We start from the raw sequence: 15,407 nt of genomic DNA on the forward strand, positions 1-15,407 counted from the left end.
GGGGCCTCTCAACCACTGAAGGGCACGATCATGACCTCGCTTTCCGGCATCACCCCGTCCGGCCGGCTGACGCTCGGCAACCACCTCGGCGCCCTGCGCCGGTTCACCGACCCCGACGGGTTCTACTTCGTCGCGAACCTGCACGCGATGACGACCAAGCACGACCCCCGAAGACTCGCCACGCTGACCCGTGAGTTCGCGACGCTGATGCTCGCGGCGGGCGTCCCCGAAGGCACGGTCTTCGTCCAGTCCGACGTACCGACCCATGCGCAGCTCGCCTACCTGCTCGAGTGCACGTCGTACGTCGGGGAACTGTCCCGGATGATCCAGTACAAGGAGAAGGGCAAGGGCCGCCCGATGACGCGGGCCTCGCTGTTCACGTACCCGTGCCTGATGGCCGCGGACATCCTGCTGTACGGGGCGGAGCGGGTACCGGTCGGCGGCGACCAGGACCAGCACGTCGAGCTGGCCCGGGACGTCGCGCTCCGGTTCAACCGTGAGTACGGCGAGACGTTCGTCGTCCCGCGGCTGAACAAGGCGGCGCTGGCGACGCGGGTCAAGGACCTGCAGAACCCGACCGCGAAGATGAGCAAGTCGGACGCGGACGACGCGGTCGGTACGATCCGGCTGCTGGACCCGCCGGACGTGATCCGCCGGCAGATCATGCGGGCCGTCACGGACTCCGGGAACGAGGTCCGCCACGACGAGGTGAACAAGCCGGGCATCACCAATCTGCTGGAGATCCTGGCCGCCTGCACCGCCGGCGATCCGGCCGAACTGGCGACCTCGTACGCCTCGTACGGCGCGCTGAAGCAGGACGTCGCGGACGCCGTACTGGCCATCATCGAGCCGCTGCAGAAGGAGTACGCGCGGCTCACGACCGACCCGGGGGCGATCGACCAGATGCTCGCGCACGGCCGGGACCGGGCGCTGGAGGCGAGCACTCCCCGACTCCAGGCGGCGACCCGCGCGATGGGTTTGGCAGGATCTGCTCCATGAAGATCCGCGCCGCTTCCTTCAACATCCGCAATTCGTCCGCTCCGGACGGCGACAACGCCTGGCCGGTCCGGCGGAACGCGACGGTGGCGGCGATCGAACAGCTGGACGCGGACGTGGTCGGGCTGCAGGAGGTGCTGCCCGACCAGCTCGAGTACCTGCGCTGGCGGTTCGGCAAGTACGAGATCGTCGGCGCCGGCCGGGACGACGGGATGAGTGCCGGTGAGCACGCCGCCGTCCTGGTCCGGCCCGGCGACTGGCGGGTCGAGCGGCACGAGACCCGCTGGCTGTCCGACGACCCGGGGACGCCGGGCTCGATCGGCTGGGACGCCGACCTGACCCGGATCGCGACGCTGGTCTGGTTGCGGCACCGCAACGGCTCGACGGTCGGCGTCATCAACACGCACTACGACCACGCCGGTGAGGTCGCCCAACTGCAGTCGTCGCGGCTGATCGCGCGCTGGGTCGGCGGCTCGGTGCCGTGGATCGTGATGGGTGATCTGAACGCGACGCCCGACTCCCCGCCGGTCAAGACGCTGGTCGACGCGGGGCTCCGGCTTGCCGTACCGCTCTCCGAGGGCGGCAGCTGGCACAACTTCACCGGCGCCGTCGACGACGACCGCATCGACCACATCCTCGTCACCAAGGAGTGGACCGTGGCCGACGCGGCCGTCTCACATTTCCGTCCGGACGGACGAGTCCCCAGCGACCACTGGCCCGTCGTAGCGTCGCTAGAGCTTGGCTAGTACTTCTTCGCGGAGGCGCTCGAGGGCGTCGAAGCGGCGGTTGCCGTCGCCGAGGAACGAGTCCGGAACCAGCAGCTCGTCGATCCCTGCCGCGGGGTACTGCGCGACCACGTCGAGCACCTCCTCCGCGGACCCCATCACGACATGCGCCCCACGGCTCTCCAGCTGCTCCTTGCGCTCGGCAGCCTCGGTGTCTCCGGGTACGAGGACCTCGAAGAACGCTTGGGTCGACCGTCGCACACTCTTCGGATCACGTCCCACCCGCTCACAGTGCTGGGCGAACACCTCGCCCTTCTGCACCGCCAGCTCCGGGCGGCCCCAGTGGTTCCACTCGTCGGCGTACTTCGCGACGATGCCCAGGGCAACCTTTTCGCCGGACGCGCCGATCAGGATCGGCAGGTGCGCCGGCTTCGGCTCGCACGGTGCGTCCTGCAGCTGGTAGTACTTGCCGTCGAAGGACGTACGGTCCTGGGTGAGCAGGCTCTTGATCACCTGACACGCTTCCTCGAAGCGCCTGAGACGCGGACCGACCGGCGGCAGCTCGATGCCGTACACCTCGTGCTCGTTGACCTGCCAGCCGGCGCCGACGCCGAGCACGAACCGGCCGTTCGCGAGCTGGTCGATGGTCGCCGCCGCGTTCGCCACCACGGCCGGATGCCGGTACGTGTTGCCGAGCACCATCGAGCCGACGCGCACCCGCTCGGTCCGGGCGGCGATCCCGGCGATCAACGCCAGGCACTCGTTCACCGGAACGGTCAGGTCGTCGCCGTTCTGCATGAAATGGTCAGCTACCCACACCCCGTGCCATCCGGTGCGCTCCGCGTACTCCGCACCGTCGAGCACGCCCTGCCAGTTCCGCGAGGCCGCAGGCCACAAAGAAAAGTCCATGCGCTGACCCTACGTTCGCCTCGGTGTACCGAAGAACGGGTAGTGGACGGCGGGGGGTGGTCATCCTGCCTCTTGGGCTGCCAGAACCGCGTCTCCGTTTTGTTCTGCCCATTCTGTGAGCAGGCGGATGGGGACCATCAGGGTGCGACCGAGGTCGGTCAGGTCGTACTCGACGCGGGGCGGGACGCCGCCGTGGTCGGTGCGGGTGACGAGTCCGTTGGCCTGGAGGCGGCGGAGCGTCTGGGTGAGCACCTTCTTCGAGATGCCACCGATCAGGTCGATCAGCTCCGAGTGCCGGCGGGCGTGGTCGTTCAGCCCCCACAACACCACGACTGCCCACTTGTCCGCGATGACCTCGACCGCGAGCCGGGCCGGGCAGTCGGCCAGGAAGACATCGCCGGGTTCCACTCCGTACACAGATGTCAGGGTACTCAGAGGTTCCCACGGCGCTGTCTAGCGTCTGCTGCATGAACCTTCCCGAGAGCACCCACCGGCTCCTCGACGAGCCCAAGGACGTCACGATGATCACGATCGACCCGGACGGGTCGCCGCAGGCCGCGCTGGTCTGGGTCGGGCGGGACGGCGACGACCTGCTGATCGGCGTCGAGGAGAAGCACCGCAAGACCCGGAACCTGCGCCGCGATCCGCGCATCACGCTGGTCGTCCAGGACGACAGGATCAGTCCGCGCGGACTCACGCAGTACCTGGTCGTCCGCGGGACGGCGAAGCTCGACGGCCCCGGAGCGCCGCAGTACAAGACGTTGATGGACCAGCTGAGTCAGAAGTACCTGGGCCAGGACGAATTCCCGTTCGGAAACGAACAGGTTTATGCCGGCGCGACCGTCGTCCGGGTGGTCGTCGACCGCCTGGCCGGAGAGGGCCCGTGGGTCGTCAGCTGATTCAGATGACCCAGCTGACTCAGATGACGATGTGCCAGCGGAGCAGGAAGGCGCCGACGGAGAGTACGACGTAGAGCAGCACGAGGGCGGCGCCGAGGCCGGGGCGCGGGCGGTGCCGGCGGACCTCGGTGGTCAGCGACTGCTCGCGGAGCGCCTCCATCACCGTGGCGACCTCGGCCGTCCGGTCCTTCGGGATGCCGTTGATCTCGTGCTCGTCGGGGCCGCGGGTGAGTACCACGTTGTCGTCGCCGGCCTCGATCTTGCCGACGTCCTGCCAGGCGAGGCTGCGGACCAGCAGGCTGGTACGGGCCTTCAGACCGGTCTGGAACAGCTCGACGCGGTACAGCACGACACCGCCGGCGACCCGGACCACGGACGCGCCGATGATGGTCAGCAGACCGACCGCGAGCATGTCGCGGGCGCCCATCCAGAGCCACGAATTCAGCGCGGGGACGACGACGAACGGCAGCAGGAACAGCGCCCAGGCCCACCACGGCGCCGGATCCAGCGGCACGCGCCACGGCAGCTGGGGCACCGCTTGCTGCACTTCTTCATCCAGCGCAGGCGTGGTGATCGGTTCGACCGAACCATTACCCATGGGCGGACTCAATCCCTCGAACATGGCAGGAAACCTCGGCGGGGCTTACCTTAACGCCACCTGAGGGACAGGTGTTATTCGGCGGCCAGATCGCGCGACCGGTTGCGGGCAGCTTCGATCGCGGACAGGAACGCCGCGCGGACCTTGTGGTCCTCGAGCTCCCGCACTGCGGCCGCAGTCGTACCGCCGGGAGACGTGACGCGTTCGCGCAGTACGGTCGGGTGCTCGCCGGTCTCGCGGAGCAGCTTCGCCGAACCGACCACGGTCTGGACGACGAGATCGGTCGCCGTACTGCGCGGCAGGCCCATGTGCACACCGGCCTCGATCATCGACTCGACCACGAAGAAGATGTACGCCGGGCCGGAGCCGGAGATCGCGGTCACCGCATCCTGCTGCTTCTCCGGTACGCGCACCACGCGACCGGTCGCGGCAAGCAGGCGCTCGGCCAGCTCGAGATGGCTCTCGTCGCAGTGCGACCCACGGGAGATCGCGGCCATGCCCTCGTCCACCAGGGCGGGCGTGTTCGGCATCACGCGGACGACCGCGACACCGTCGGGCAGCCGGGACTCGACGAAACCCGTCGTGATGCCGGCCGCGAGCGAGACGACGGTCTGGGTCGGCTCGATCGCCGGCGCGATCTCGGCGAGCAGGTCCGGCATGTCCTGCGGCTTCACCACCAGGACGAGCGTGTCCGCCCGCTTCGCCGCGTCCAGATTGGACACGACGTCGACGCCGTACCGCTCGCGTAGCTCGGCGGCGCGCTCCTCCCGGCGCTCGGTGATCAGGAGGTCCTCCGGTCGCCATCCGGCCCGAATCAGCCCGGACAACAACGTCTCCCCCATCACACCCGCCCCGAGGACGGCCACCTTTGCACTCATGGCAACAGGTTAGCCGTCCGCGAATGGCCTACTTCTTGCTGATCAAGGAGCGGGCGAAGAACTGCAGGTTCGCGGGGCGCTCGGCGAGGCGGCGGACCAGGTACCCGTACCAGTCCGCGCCGTACGGGATGTAGATGCGGACCGTGTGCCCCTGACCGGCCAGGCGGAGCTGCTCCTCGGGGCGGATGCCGTAGAGCATCTGGTACTCGTACGTCCCCGGCTTGCGGCCGGCGCGGTCGGCCAGCGCGCCCGCGATCGAGATCAGCCGCGGGTCGTGCGTCGCGATCATCGGGTAGCCGGCACCGTTCAGCAGGACCTTCATCGCGCGCACGTACGCCTTGTCGACCTGGCGCTTCTCCTGGTACGCGACGGACTCCGGCTCCTTGTACGCGCCCTTGCACAGCCGGACCCGCGACCTGGAGTGCGCGAGATCGCGGCAGTCGCCCTCCGTACGCCGGAGGTAGGCCTGCAGGACCGCGCCGGTCTCGGGGAAGTCCTGCCGCAGCTCGCGCAGGATGCCGAGCGTGGAGTCCGTGGTGGTGTGGTCCTCCATGTCGAGGGTGACCTTCGTGCCGGCGTTGCGGGCGGCCAGGCAGATGGTCCGCGCGTTCTCCAGGGCGATCTTCTCGCCGTCGCCGGGGAGCGCCTGGCCGACGGCGGACAGCTTCACCGAGACCTCGGAGTGCGCGGTCAGGCCGGCGGCGGAGAGCTTCCGCAGCACGTCCAGGTAGGCATCGGCAGAGGCGGTGGCCGCGGCCAGGTCGGTGACGTCCTCGCCGAGGTGGTCGAGCGAGACGTTCAGGCCGTTGCTGACCAGCTTCTCGGTGGCCAGCACGGCCTCCGGAGCGGTCTCACCGGCAACGTACCGCGCGACGATGCCGCTGGAGACCGGCAGCGAGGACACAGCCTTCTTGATCTTTGGGCTGCGGGACATGCCCAGCAGGACTCGCCGAAGCACTACGTTTCCTCCTCGTCGACCCATTGGTCTGCCAGTGGTGAATGCAGGCTACGCGCCTGATTCAGGCACTCCTAATCAGGTGGCCGGGCCCACACCACCGACGGTACTGGTGCGGTGCGCGCACCCCTGTCTGTTAGAAGATGCGGCCATGCCCATCTTCAAGCGTCGCCGCCGGAACGCCGCGGAGGCCGACCCGATCGGCGCGTTCTGGTCCTGGTGGACGACCGCCGGTGCCGGTGCGGTCGCCGCGGCGGTCGACGGCCAGGTGCCGACCGAGGCGAACGCCGAGCTGAGCCGGCGGATCGGCCGTATCCACCCCGACCTGGAGTGGGAGCTCGGTCCCGGGCTGCACGCCGAGCACGTACTGATCGTCACCGCCGCCGGCAACCCCGAGCAACGCGCGGTTGCCCGCCGCTGGCTGCGCGCCGCGCCGCCGTCCGACCGGATCTGGGAGTACGCCGACCTGCGCCGCCCGGGTCCCGCGGTGACGATCCGGTTCGAGGGGCTCCCGCCGGTCGCGATCGACGAGTCGGTGGTGTCGATCGAGCCGGACGCGGCGTCGGTGCACGTCGGCGTCCACCATCCGGCGTTCGGGTCGCTGCCCGTGGACGCGCAGCGGCGGGTGACGTTCCTGATCCTCGATCTCGTACTGGGTGAGGAGATGGTGGAGACCTGGGTCGGGGCGATCGACACGCTCGCCGATGCGCCGCAGGACGCCGTACCGGTGATGGAACTGCTGCCGGTGGTGGCCGGGTTCGCGGCCGAGCACACGCTCGACGACGGCAGTCCCGCGTGGAAGATGCTCGAGGGTACTCGCGACGGACAGCGCGTGATCGCGACCGCAGAGTACCCGCTGCGCTCGATCCGGCGTCCGCACCTGGACACGCACGTGGCGGTGTCGATCCGGTACCCCGTGGTCCGTGAGGACGGCCTGCCCGAGTCCGAGATGCTGGACGAGCTGCGCGCCTTCGAGGACCACCTGACCGACCGCCTCGGCGGCTCCGGCAACCTGCTCGCCCACGAGACCTCCGCCGGCGTCCGCATCCTGCACTACTACACCGACGGCACCACCCCCGCCGACGCCCAGCTCCAGGCCGCCACCACCGGCTGGCCCCACGGCAAGGTCACCGTCACCACCACCCCCGACCCCGCCTGGCAGAACGTAACCCACCTTTCCGGCTGACCCGGAAACGGATGCAACCCGGATGGGTGGGCTTTTCGTCTTGGGGGTAGGAGGGCGGATGGCGGAGCGGGACAGGGAATTTGTGGAGTTCGTCGAGGAGGCCGGTGCCGCCTTGCGGCTTACCGCGTTTCTGGTGTCCGGGGATCGGCATCGGGCCGAGGACGTGGTGCAGGACGTGCTGTACAAGCTGTACCTGGCCTGGCCGCGGTTGCAGCGAGTCGGCAATCCGGTCGCGTACGCGCGCCGGATGGTCGTCAACGCGGCGTACGACGGTCGCCGGCGGCCGTGGCGGCGCGAGGTGATGATCGCCGACGTACCGGACCGTGCCGCGGCCGACGACTTCACGGCGGGGCATGCCGATCGCGACGAAGTACTGGACGCACTGCGTTCGCTCGGACCACGGCAGCGCGCGTGCGTCGTGCTGCGGTACTACGAGGACCTGTCCGTCGAGCAGACCGCGGAGCTCCTCGGCTGCTCCGAGGGCACCGTGAAGAGCCAGGCGGCGCGTGGACTCGACACTCTCCGACGAGCCATCGCCCAGCGACGAACGAGTCAGGCGTTGTGAAGGAGAACGACATGGAAGACCTACGTGACGTCAGCGCCGAACTCCACCGGATCGCCGACAACGAGCAGTTCGAGCCGCTGCAGTCCGATCAGCTTCTGAATCGCGGCCGCCGTGGCCGCCGGCGCCGGATGATCTTCGCCGCGAGTGGGGCGGTCGCCGCGGTCGCAGCCGTAGCTGTCGCGGTCAGCCTGGTGCCGAACCTTGTTGCCGCGGACAACAAGCCGCAGGTCGCTACCACGACCACGGCCCGGCCGCAGAACCCGGATTTCGAGCCGGTGCCAGGCATCCTGTACGGGGAGGCTGCCGCCGACCAGCGCATCGCGCAGCCGGAGGCCGAGCGCCGCTGCGCCCTGCGTAACCCGAAAGAGACGCGACCGCTGCAGCGGCAGGGCGACTACCGGGTCGGCGACACCACGCGGTACGAGATCAAGACCGGGCAGAAGTACGCGGAGTGCACCGTTCCCGGCGGGGACAGGCCGAAGCCCGCGATCATCGCCGCTGCGGCCGCGAATCCGCTGCCGCAGAACCCCGCGGCCCTGCTCCGGAAGTGTTCGGTCCAAGCCTGGATCGACCTCACCGACTGGAAGGTCGTGGCCTCGGACCGGTCGACCGAACTCGCCCGAGCGCTGGTCCTGGCGGTCTCGCCCTCGGGCCGCAAGCTGGTCGAGTGCGACGTCTCCCGGGAATCGGCGATCGGTCCGATGTCCCCGGTGCGCACAGCGTTCTTCACGCTGGACCGGCTCGACGGGTCCGACCCGGCGATGTTCCCGATTCCCAAGGACCGCCCGGCCGACTTGTACACAGCCGGTGGTGGCAGCCTCGGGAGCTGCGGCAACAACGGCGTCTGCACCGGTTACAACTACGTAGGCTGGGGACGGGTCTCAGCGACCGCCACCGAGGTCCGGCTGTCGATCGGCAACAGCCCCGTGACCAAGGTCCCGGTCCGGAACGGCTGGTTCGCCTTCACCTGGGCGGTGCACGCAAAGTACAACGGAAAAACCCAGCCCAAGGTGATCGCCTACGACAAGACCGGCAAACTCGTCCGAGACTTCTCGAACTGAGCGCCGACCCGAAGCTTCGAGCGATGCCGAAGCGTCGGTCGACCGGCCCGGCTCGTCACTAGGGTGCCAAGCGGACGACCTGGACGTCCCCCGCGTCCGGGTCGTCCGGCCTTGTCGCGCTCCGAGAAAGCCTCCCATGACCTCCCCGCAGTACCAACCGAAGCGAACATCGCGCCGCCGGCATGTCTGGCTGATCGTCGTCCTTGCGGGGGTGCTGATCCTTGTGTCCAGGCTCCTGGTCGCCACCGATCTGCTCCACCTCACCCACCGATCCGCGAGCAAGCCCGCCGCGCCGGCGGGCGACAGCGGCGTTACGACCGCGACCGCGAAGCTGCACGACGCTCTTAGCGATGGCAGTCTCACCGACGACGAACTGCACGCCATCAACGTCACGGACCTGTGGTATGCCAGCTTCCGTACCGAACTGCAGAAGCCGATCGTCGGCTCGACCCAGGAAGAAGTCGAGCCGGACGCGCACGACAAGAACGGCTTCGCCGAGCGCGCGGTCACCCGGGAACGGCTGACTTTCGACCTGCGTACGAAGGCGTTCGCTCGGGAACGCACCATCCACCAGTACAGCGGCGGCGCACTGAGCCTCGTCGAGCGCGACCGGTGCGTCGGGGGCCGGTCGTACACATCGGACACTGTCACCGGGAAGCCACGCGAGCCCTGGAAGCCGAACGTGCTCCAGTACAACCAGTGCACGCAGCTCCCACGAGAGGATGCGGGCTACATCTCCGACAGCATCGCGACAGGCGGGCTCACTGCGAAGCAGGCTGACGTGATGGTCGGCGAGCTCCGGAAGGAGGACATGTTCCTCCGGACCCGCCAGGCGAAGCTGGTCACCCACGGCACGAAGCAGTACATCCGCTTCGCCGTCGAGGTCACACCCGTCGGTGATCACAACGACGAAGGCAGCGGACGTTTCGGCAAGGCGTTCGCGAAGACGGGCCTGGATTCCGGCAAGTACCCGTACCGGTACTACAACTACGACGACGAGGGCCTGCGGTTCATCACGTACGTCGATCCCGCGACGCTGCTTCCGGCGTACTCCGAGTTCGCCGACACGCCACCGCTCGACGCCTACACCGGCCGGCAGAAGGAGATGGAAGACGGCCAGGCCTGGGAGCTCCGGGTCGAGTACAGCTTCCCCGGCCGTATCGAGCCCTTGAATCTCAAGGATTACCAAGACGTTCCGATGGGCTGGGCGGCCGAGCCGTATCCGCCGCACACCGGCGATTGGAATCCTTAAGCCGTACGGCGTCTGAGGGTGGCGGCGCCGAGGACGAGGGCGGCAATGATGAAGCCGAGGACGACGAGGGTGTCGCCGCCCGTACCGGTGGTGAAGCCGTTGCCCTGAGTAACACCGAGGACGGCATCCACGGCGTACGACAGCGGCAGGATGTCGCTGACCGCGTGCAGGACGGTCGGCAGGTTCTCCCGCGGCACGAGCAGACCGCAGAGCAGGATCTGCGGGATCATCACGGCCGGCATCATCTGCACCGCCTGGAACTCGGTGGCGGCGAACGCACTCGCGAACAGGCCCAGCGCCGTACCGAGGACGCCGTCCAGGACGGCCACGACGCCCAGCTGCCAGGCGGCGCCCTGGATGTCCAGACCCAATAGATACAAGGCGATCGAGACCACCACGAGGGCCTGGACGACGGCGATCAGCGCGAAGGCGAGCGCGTACCCGAGCAGGAAGTCGAGCTTGCCCATCGGCATCGTGAACAGCCGCGACAGCGTCCCGCTGGAGCGCTCGCGAAGGGTCGCGACCGACGTGACCACGAACATGATGATCGACGGGAAGACCGCGAGCAGCGGCCCGCCGATCCGGTCGAAGACCATCGGCGAGTCGTTGAACATCCACCACATCAGGCTGACCAGCAGTGCCGGCAGGACGACGAGCATGGCAACGGTCCGGTGGTCCCGACGCAGCTGGGCGAGCACTCGCGCGGCCACGGCGAACGTCACGCGAGGTGTCATCGCGCACCCGCCTTCCGGTCGATCAAGGTGAGGAACGCCTGCTCGATGTCGCTGGTGCCGGCCGAGTCGAGCAGTGCCTGAGGTGTGTCGTCGGCGAGCAGGTCGCCGTCCCGCATCAGCAGCAGCCGATCGCACCGGGACGCCTCGTCCATCACGTGGCTCGAGACCAGGAGCGTGGCGCCGGCGTCGGCCAGCCGGTGGAACAGCTCCCAGAGGTCGCGCCGCAGCACCGGATCCAGCCCGACCGTTGGTTCGTCCAACACCAGGAGCTCCGGGCTGCCGAGCAACGCGGCCGCCAGCGACGCGCGGGACCGCTGACCGCCGGAGAGTCGATCGACCCGGGCGTCGGCGTGCGAGGTCAGGTCGACCGCTTCGATCACCCGCTGTACGTCGGACGACGCGACGCCGAGCACTGCGGCGAAGAAGCGCAGGTTCTCGGTAACGGTCAGATCGCCGTACACACTGGGCTCCTGGGTCACGTACCCGATCCGGCCGCGGAGCTTCGGCGCACCGGCCGGCAGCCCGAGGACCGAGACGTCGCCGGTGACGCGGGCCTGCAGACCGACGATCGCGCGGATCAGCGTGGTCTTGCCGCAGCCCGACGGCCCGAGCAGACCGGTCACCGTCCCGGCGCGGAGGTCGAACCCGACCCCGTGCAGCACCTCCCGCTCGCCGCGCACCACCACCACATCCCGGCAGCTCACCGCGTTTTTCACCATGTGATGAATTTAGCACACAGAAGCCCTAACGACAGGATGTAGTCGCGGTTCCGGCTGCCGTTGAGCGCGGCTCCCGCCCGACCCGGCGCCGGATGGCCGACTACCTCCTGTCGTTAGAGCACCGCATACCCCGTCTCGTCGCTCAGTGGCCCCAGTTCAGGATCCCCGTAGTGCTCGCGGAGCTGCCTGAACCGGCGCACCTTGTCAGGTCCGAACCGCGCTACCTCGGCGGCATAGCGGTCGCCGGAGAGGAACACCGGCGGGGTGCGCTTGCTGTGGAACTTGTCGGCGTACATGACCAGTTCCTCCTCCGGCGTCCGCGGTACGTAGTCGTCGGGCGGGATCGGGAGCGCCTGCCGTACGACGTCCTCGCGGGTGATGCCGACGCCCGTGTGGCACGAGCAGAACCGGCAGATCTCCAGCGGGAACCCGAGCGACGCGAGCAGCTCGTACCCGAGCACGCCGTGCCGTACATAGGCCGTCGACTCCAACCGGTACACCCCGAGGTCGTGCAGCAGCGCGCCCGCCCGCACCAGGTCGGTGTCGATGTCCAGCCCGGCGAAGAACTGCTCGGCCACCGAACACACCAGCCGGCAATGCTCCGACACGACCTCGAACGACTCCCGGCTGGGCGCGTACTCGCGATGCAGGGCGAGGATCTCGCCGTCGGTCGGGATCTGCATCAGCCGTCGACGTACTGCTGGATTGCGGGCGCGATGCGCTCGACCAGGGTCGCCAGGTCGGCGCCGGCGACCGGTTCGAGCTCGATCACGTACCGGGTCAGAGCCACCCCGATCACGTGCCCGGCGATCAGGCCGACGCGGAGCTTCGTGTCCGGCCCGTCGAGGAACTGCGAGACCGGCTCCAGGATCATCCTCGTGATGCCCTCGCGCATCAGCCGGGCGACCTCGTCGCTGGTGACGACGCTGCGCAGCATCGCGGTCATCCGTTGCCGGCCGTCGTCGGACTCCCAGACGCCGAGGAAGATCGTCACGATCCGGCGGCCGAGCTCGGCGCGCGGTCCGTCGAGGATCCCGGCGGCCACCTGCCGCGGGTCGAGCGGCAGCGCCATCGCCTCGATGAACAGCTCGTCCTTGCTGCCGAAATAATGGTGCACGAGCGCCGCGTCGACCCCGGCCTGCCGCGCGACGGCGCGCAGCGAGGTGGCCGCGAACCCCTTGTCCGCAAAGGATTCCCGGGCGGCACTCACGATCTCACCCCGGGTGTCCGGACCCCCCGGGCGGCGTCCCGGCGTACGGCGGGACGGCGACGCAGGGGCCGGGGTCACGGCGTCAGCTCCGAGATCTCACCGTCCGGCGTGACCGCGAACGGCGTCCGCCGGGAGCTCGCCTTCACGAAGTGCTTGCGGGTGAACTCGAGCGACTCGACCAGGTCGACCTCGCGCTCGGAGCGGCTGGTCGCGCGCCGGGTGTTGATCTCGATGATGATGTGCCCGCGGAAGTCCTGGTTCGCGAGACCGGTGAGCAGGTCGGCGGCGCGCTGCGTACCCCGGCCGGGAACCAGGTGCTCGTCCTTCGCGGAGCCGGTGCCGTCGGTGAGGTGCACGTGCGTGAGGCTGTCGCCCATCGTCGAGGCCAGCTCGACGCAGTCCTGCTCGGCGGTGGACGCGTGCGACAGGTCGAGCGTGGTGTGTGCGTACGTCTGCTCGGTCGGGTCCCAGCTCGGCGCGTACGCCTGCAGGTCGCGGCCGGGCGCGCGCCAGGGGTACATGTTCTCGACCGCGAGCGTCACGCCGGTCTGCTCCTCGAGCCGGGCGATCCCCTCCACGAACCCGCGCGCGTAGTCGCGCTGCCAGCGGAACGGCGGGTGCACGACGACCACGTCCGCACCCAGCTCCTTCGCGGCCTCGGCGCTGCGCTCGAGCTTGCTCCACGGGTCCGTACCCCAGACGCGCTGCATGATCAGCAGGGTCGGCGCGTGGATCGCCAGCACCGGCAGCTGGTGGTAGTCGATCAGCCGCTGGATCGCGTCGATCTGGGTGCTCAGCGGATCGATGCCGACCATCACCTCGACGCCGTCGTACCCGAGCCGGGCGGCCAGCTCGAAGCCGCTGGCGGTGGACTCGGGATAGACCGAGGCGGTGGACAGGCCGATCTTCGCGGTCGTACGGGGGTTCATGGGTTCACCGGGGTTGCAGCTGGTCGAGCCGGGACAGGATGACGCCTTCGCGGAGCGCCCACGGGCAGACCTCGAGCGCGGGCAGGTCGAAGAGGTCCATCACGGCGTCGGCGACCAGCGCGCCGGCGGTCAGCTGCGTCGACCGGCCGGCCGAGACGCCGGGCAGGGCGGCCCGCTCGGCGGCGGTCATCTTGGTCAGCTTCGGGATCCACTCGCTGAGGTCGTCGCGGTTCAGCGTCCGCGGCACGTACGGGCCGTCCGCGGAGGGGGCCGCGCCGGCGATCCGGGCCAGCGAGCGGAACGTCTTGCTGGTGGCAACGGAACGTTGCGGCTTACCTGCCCGCAGTACCGGGCCGGCGACCGCGGCCAGCTCCAGGCGGATCCGGCGGCGCAGCGCGCGCACCTCGTCCTTGTCCGGCGGGTCCGCGGTCAGGCCCTCGCGGGTCAACCGGCCGGCACCGAGCTGGACCGACTCCGCCACGGTCGGCTGCTCGTCGGACCCGGCCGCGATCTCCAGCGAGCCGCCCCCGATGTCGAACACGGCCAGGCGGCCGGACGACCAGCCGAACCAACGGCGTACGGCCAGGAACGTCAGCCGCGCCTCGTCCTCACCGCTCAGGACCTCGAGGTCGACGCCGGTCTCCTTGCGGACGCGCTCGAGGACCTTCTCGCCGTTCGGCGCCTCCCGGAGCGCGGACGTGGCGAACGCGAGCACCGACTCACAGCCCTTGTCCTCGGCGAGCTCGACGGCCTCCTTGGTGAACGCAACGAGCCCCTCGGCGCCGGACTGGTCGATCTTGCCGTCGGAGTCCAGGTGTTCGGCCAGCCGGAGCTCGGTCTTGTGCGAATACGCCGGGAGCGGCGGGGCGCCACGGTGCGCGTCCACCACGAGCAGGTGGACAGTGTTGGATCCCACGTCGAGTACGCCGAGCCGCATACCCTCACGCTACTGGACAACCGGAGTAGGAGCGCGTTCCCGGTTGCGCGTACGCTTTCGGGGTGCCTGAGGTTTCTCTCGACTTCCCCCGCGCCTGGGCCGAGTTCGTCGACCCCGACGACTCCGACCAGGTCTTCCGCTGCGACCTGACCTGGCTGACCTCCAACTGGTCCTGCATCTTCGGCGGTGGCTGCCAGGGGATCTACAAGGGCCGCCCCAACGACGGCTGCTGCACCCTCGGTGCGCACTTCTCCGACGCCGACGACGAGAAGCGGGTGAAGAAGTACGTCAAGGAGCTCGGCAAGGACGACTGGCAGTTCCGCAAGGAAGGCCGCACGAACGGCTGGGTCGAGACCGACGACGAGGGCGAGCGCAAGACCCGGGTCTGGGACGGTGCGTGCATCTTCCTGAACCGTCCGGGCTTCTCCGGCGGCGCCGGCTGCGCGCTGCACGGGCTGGCGCTCAAGCGCGGCGTGCACTTCGTCGAGACCAAGCCGGACGTCTGCTGGCAGCTGCCGATCCGCCGGACGTTCCGCGAGGTCGAGCGCCCGGACGGCACGTCGTACACCGAGGTCGGCATCGGCGAGTACGACCGCCGCGGCTGGGGGCCGGGCGGGCACGACCTCGACTGGTACTGCACCGGCAACACCGAGGCCCACATCGGCGTCGAGCCGGTCTTCGAGTCCAGCAAGGTGGAGCTCCAGACCCTGATGGGCGTCAAGGCGTACGACGTGCTCGCCGAGCTGTGCCGCCAGCGCCTCGAGGCGGCTCGCCCGCTGCTCCCGCACCCCGCCTCGAAATAGCCCGCGACACACCCCGGAGCGCACGCTTGTCGGTGGGGGACGCAACAATGG

Annotated in this window: 19 protein-coding genes; 8 read left to right on the plus strand and 11 right to left on the minus strand. The window is 69.3% G+C overall.

Going from position 1 to position 15,407, the window contains the following annotated elements:
- Window positions 1–30: 30 nt before the first annotated feature.
- Window positions 31–999, plus strand: a complete 969-nt coding sequence (gene trpS, locus ACGFI6_RS21060) for a tryptophan--tRNA ligase (RefSeq protein WP_393120882.1) — start codon at window positions 31–33, stop codon at window positions 997–999.
- On the plus strand, window positions 996–1,742 hold the full coding sequence (locus ACGFI6_RS21065) for an endonuclease/exonuclease/phosphatase family protein (RefSeq protein WP_393120884.1): 747 nt from the start codon (window positions 996–998) through the stop codon (window positions 1,740–1,742). The genes trpS and ACGFI6_RS21065 overlap by 4 nt, the downstream gene beginning before the upstream one ends.
- On the opposite strand, the gene ACGFI6_RS21070 is transcribed toward ACGFI6_RS21065, so the two are convergent.
- Window positions 1,728–2,630 carry a TIGR03560 family F420-dependent LLM class oxidoreductase gene (locus ACGFI6_RS21070; RefSeq protein WP_393120886.1) on the minus strand — a complete coding sequence of 301 codons (903 nt, stop codon included), beginning with the start codon at window positions 2,628–2,630 and terminating at the stop codon, window positions 1,728–1,730. The genes ACGFI6_RS21065 and ACGFI6_RS21070 overlap by 15 nt on opposite strands.
- Window positions 2,631–2,690: 60 nt before the next feature.
- Window positions 2,691–3,047, minus strand: coding sequence for a winged helix-turn-helix transcriptional regulator (locus ACGFI6_RS21075; protein ID WP_393120888.1), 357 nt, complete (start codon window positions 3,045–3,047; stop codon window positions 2,691–2,693).
- Between the two features lie 50 nt (window positions 3,048–3,097).
- Between ACGFI6_RS21075 and ACGFI6_RS21080 the strand changes: the two genes are divergently transcribed.
- Window positions 3,098–3,529: a PPOX class F420-dependent oxidoreductase gene (locus tag ACGFI6_RS21080; protein WP_393120890.1), complete on the plus strand. Its 432-nt coding sequence runs from the start codon at window positions 3,098–3,100 to the stop codon at window positions 3,527–3,529.
- Between the two features lie 19 nt (window positions 3,530–3,548).
- On the opposite strand, the gene ACGFI6_RS21085 is transcribed toward ACGFI6_RS21080, so the two are convergent.
- From ACGFI6_RS21085 to ACGFI6_RS21095, 3 genes are all read right to left on the minus strand, one after another.
- Complete coding sequence (locus tag ACGFI6_RS21085) at window positions 3,549–4,127, minus strand: hypothetical protein (protein WP_393120892.1); 579 nt, start codon at window positions 4,125–4,127, stop codon at window positions 3,549–3,551.
- A gap of 74 nt (window positions 4,128–4,201) precedes the next feature.
- A complete protein-coding gene (gene proC, locus ACGFI6_RS21090) occupies window positions 4,202–5,005 on the minus strand; it encodes a pyrroline-5-carboxylate reductase (RefSeq protein ID WP_393120894.1) in 804 nt (267 codons plus the stop codon).
- A gap of 28 nt (window positions 5,006–5,033) precedes the next feature.
- Window positions 5,034–5,963, minus strand: coding sequence for a proline dehydrogenase family protein (locus ACGFI6_RS21095; RefSeq protein ID WP_393120896.1), 930 nt, complete (start codon window positions 5,961–5,963; stop codon window positions 5,034–5,036).
- A gap of 148 nt (window positions 5,964–6,111) precedes the next feature.
- Here ACGFI6_RS21095 and ACGFI6_RS21100 point away from each other — a divergent pair, with 148 nt between their 5' ends.
- The 4 genes from ACGFI6_RS21100 to ACGFI6_RS21115 all read left to right on the plus strand — a co-directional run bounded on the left by ACGFI6_RS21100 (window position 6,112) and on the right by ACGFI6_RS21115 (window position 10,024).
- On the plus strand, window positions 6,112–7,146 hold the full coding sequence (locus ACGFI6_RS21100) for a DUF695 domain-containing protein (protein ID WP_393120898.1): 1,035 nt from the start codon (window positions 6,112–6,114) through the stop codon (window positions 7,144–7,146).
- A 58-nt stretch (window positions 7,147–7,204) separates the two neighbouring features.
- Window positions 7,205–7,711, plus strand: a complete 507-nt coding sequence (locus tag ACGFI6_RS21105) for a SigE family RNA polymerase sigma factor (RefSeq protein ID WP_393120900.1) — start codon at window positions 7,205–7,207, stop codon at window positions 7,709–7,711.
- Between the two features lie 11 nt (window positions 7,712–7,722).
- Entirely contained in the window at window positions 7,723–8,772 is a 1,050-nt protein-coding gene (locus tag ACGFI6_RS21110; protein WP_393120902.1) for a hypothetical protein, read from the plus strand.
- Window positions 8,773–8,908: 136 nt separating this feature from the next.
- Window positions 8,909–10,024 carry a hypothetical protein gene (locus tag ACGFI6_RS21115; RefSeq protein WP_393120903.1) on the plus strand — a complete coding sequence of 372 codons (1,116 nt, stop codon included), beginning with the start codon at window positions 8,909–8,911 and terminating at the stop codon, window positions 10,022–10,024.
- On the opposite strand, the gene ACGFI6_RS21120 is transcribed toward ACGFI6_RS21115, so the two are convergent.
- The 6 genes from ACGFI6_RS21120 to ACGFI6_RS21145 all read right to left on the minus strand — a co-directional run bounded on the left by ACGFI6_RS21120 (window position 10,021) and on the right by ACGFI6_RS21145 (window position 14,553).
- Entirely contained in the window at window positions 10,021–10,758 is a 738-nt protein-coding gene (locus ACGFI6_RS21120) for an ABC transporter permease (protein ID WP_393120905.1), read from the minus strand. The genes ACGFI6_RS21115 and ACGFI6_RS21120 overlap by 4 nt on opposite strands.
- A complete protein-coding gene (locus ACGFI6_RS21125) occupies window positions 10,755–11,477 on the minus strand; it encodes an ABC transporter ATP-binding protein (protein WP_393120906.1) in 723 nt (240 codons plus the stop codon). The genes ACGFI6_RS21120 and ACGFI6_RS21125 overlap by 4 nt, the downstream gene beginning before the upstream one ends.
- Window positions 11,478–11,590: 113 nt before the next feature.
- A complete protein-coding gene (locus ACGFI6_RS21130) occupies window positions 11,591–12,160 on the minus strand; it encodes an HD domain-containing protein (RefSeq protein ID WP_393120908.1) in 570 nt (189 codons plus the stop codon).
- On the minus strand, window positions 12,160–12,687 hold the full coding sequence (locus ACGFI6_RS21135; protein WP_393120910.1) for a TetR family transcriptional regulator: 528 nt from the start codon (window positions 12,685–12,687) through the stop codon (window positions 12,160–12,162). Before ACGFI6_RS21135 ends, ACGFI6_RS21130 begins: the two co-directional genes overlap by 1 nt.
- A gap of 74 nt (window positions 12,688–12,761) precedes the next feature.
- Entirely contained in the window at window positions 12,762–13,616 is an 855-nt protein-coding gene (locus ACGFI6_RS21140; RefSeq protein WP_393120911.1) for a sugar phosphate isomerase/epimerase family protein, read from the minus strand.
- 4 nt (window positions 13,617–13,620) lie between these two features.
- Entirely contained in the window at window positions 13,621–14,553 is a 933-nt protein-coding gene (locus ACGFI6_RS21145) for a Ppx/GppA family phosphatase (RefSeq protein WP_393120913.1), read from the minus strand.
- Between the two features lie 62 nt (window positions 14,554–14,615).
- On the opposite strand from ACGFI6_RS21145, the gene ACGFI6_RS21150 reads away from it, so the two are divergent.
- A complete protein-coding gene (locus ACGFI6_RS21150) occupies window positions 14,616–15,356 on the plus strand; it encodes a hypothetical protein (protein ID WP_393120915.1) in 741 nt (246 codons plus the stop codon).
- The last annotated feature ends 51 nt before the right edge of the window (window positions 15,357–15,407 follow it).

Origin of the sequence: Kribbella sp. NPDC048928, from assembly GCF_043197975.1 — a bacterium.
Taxonomy (GTDB): domain Bacteria; phylum Actinomycetota; class Actinomycetes; order Propionibacteriales; family Kribbellaceae; genus Kribbella.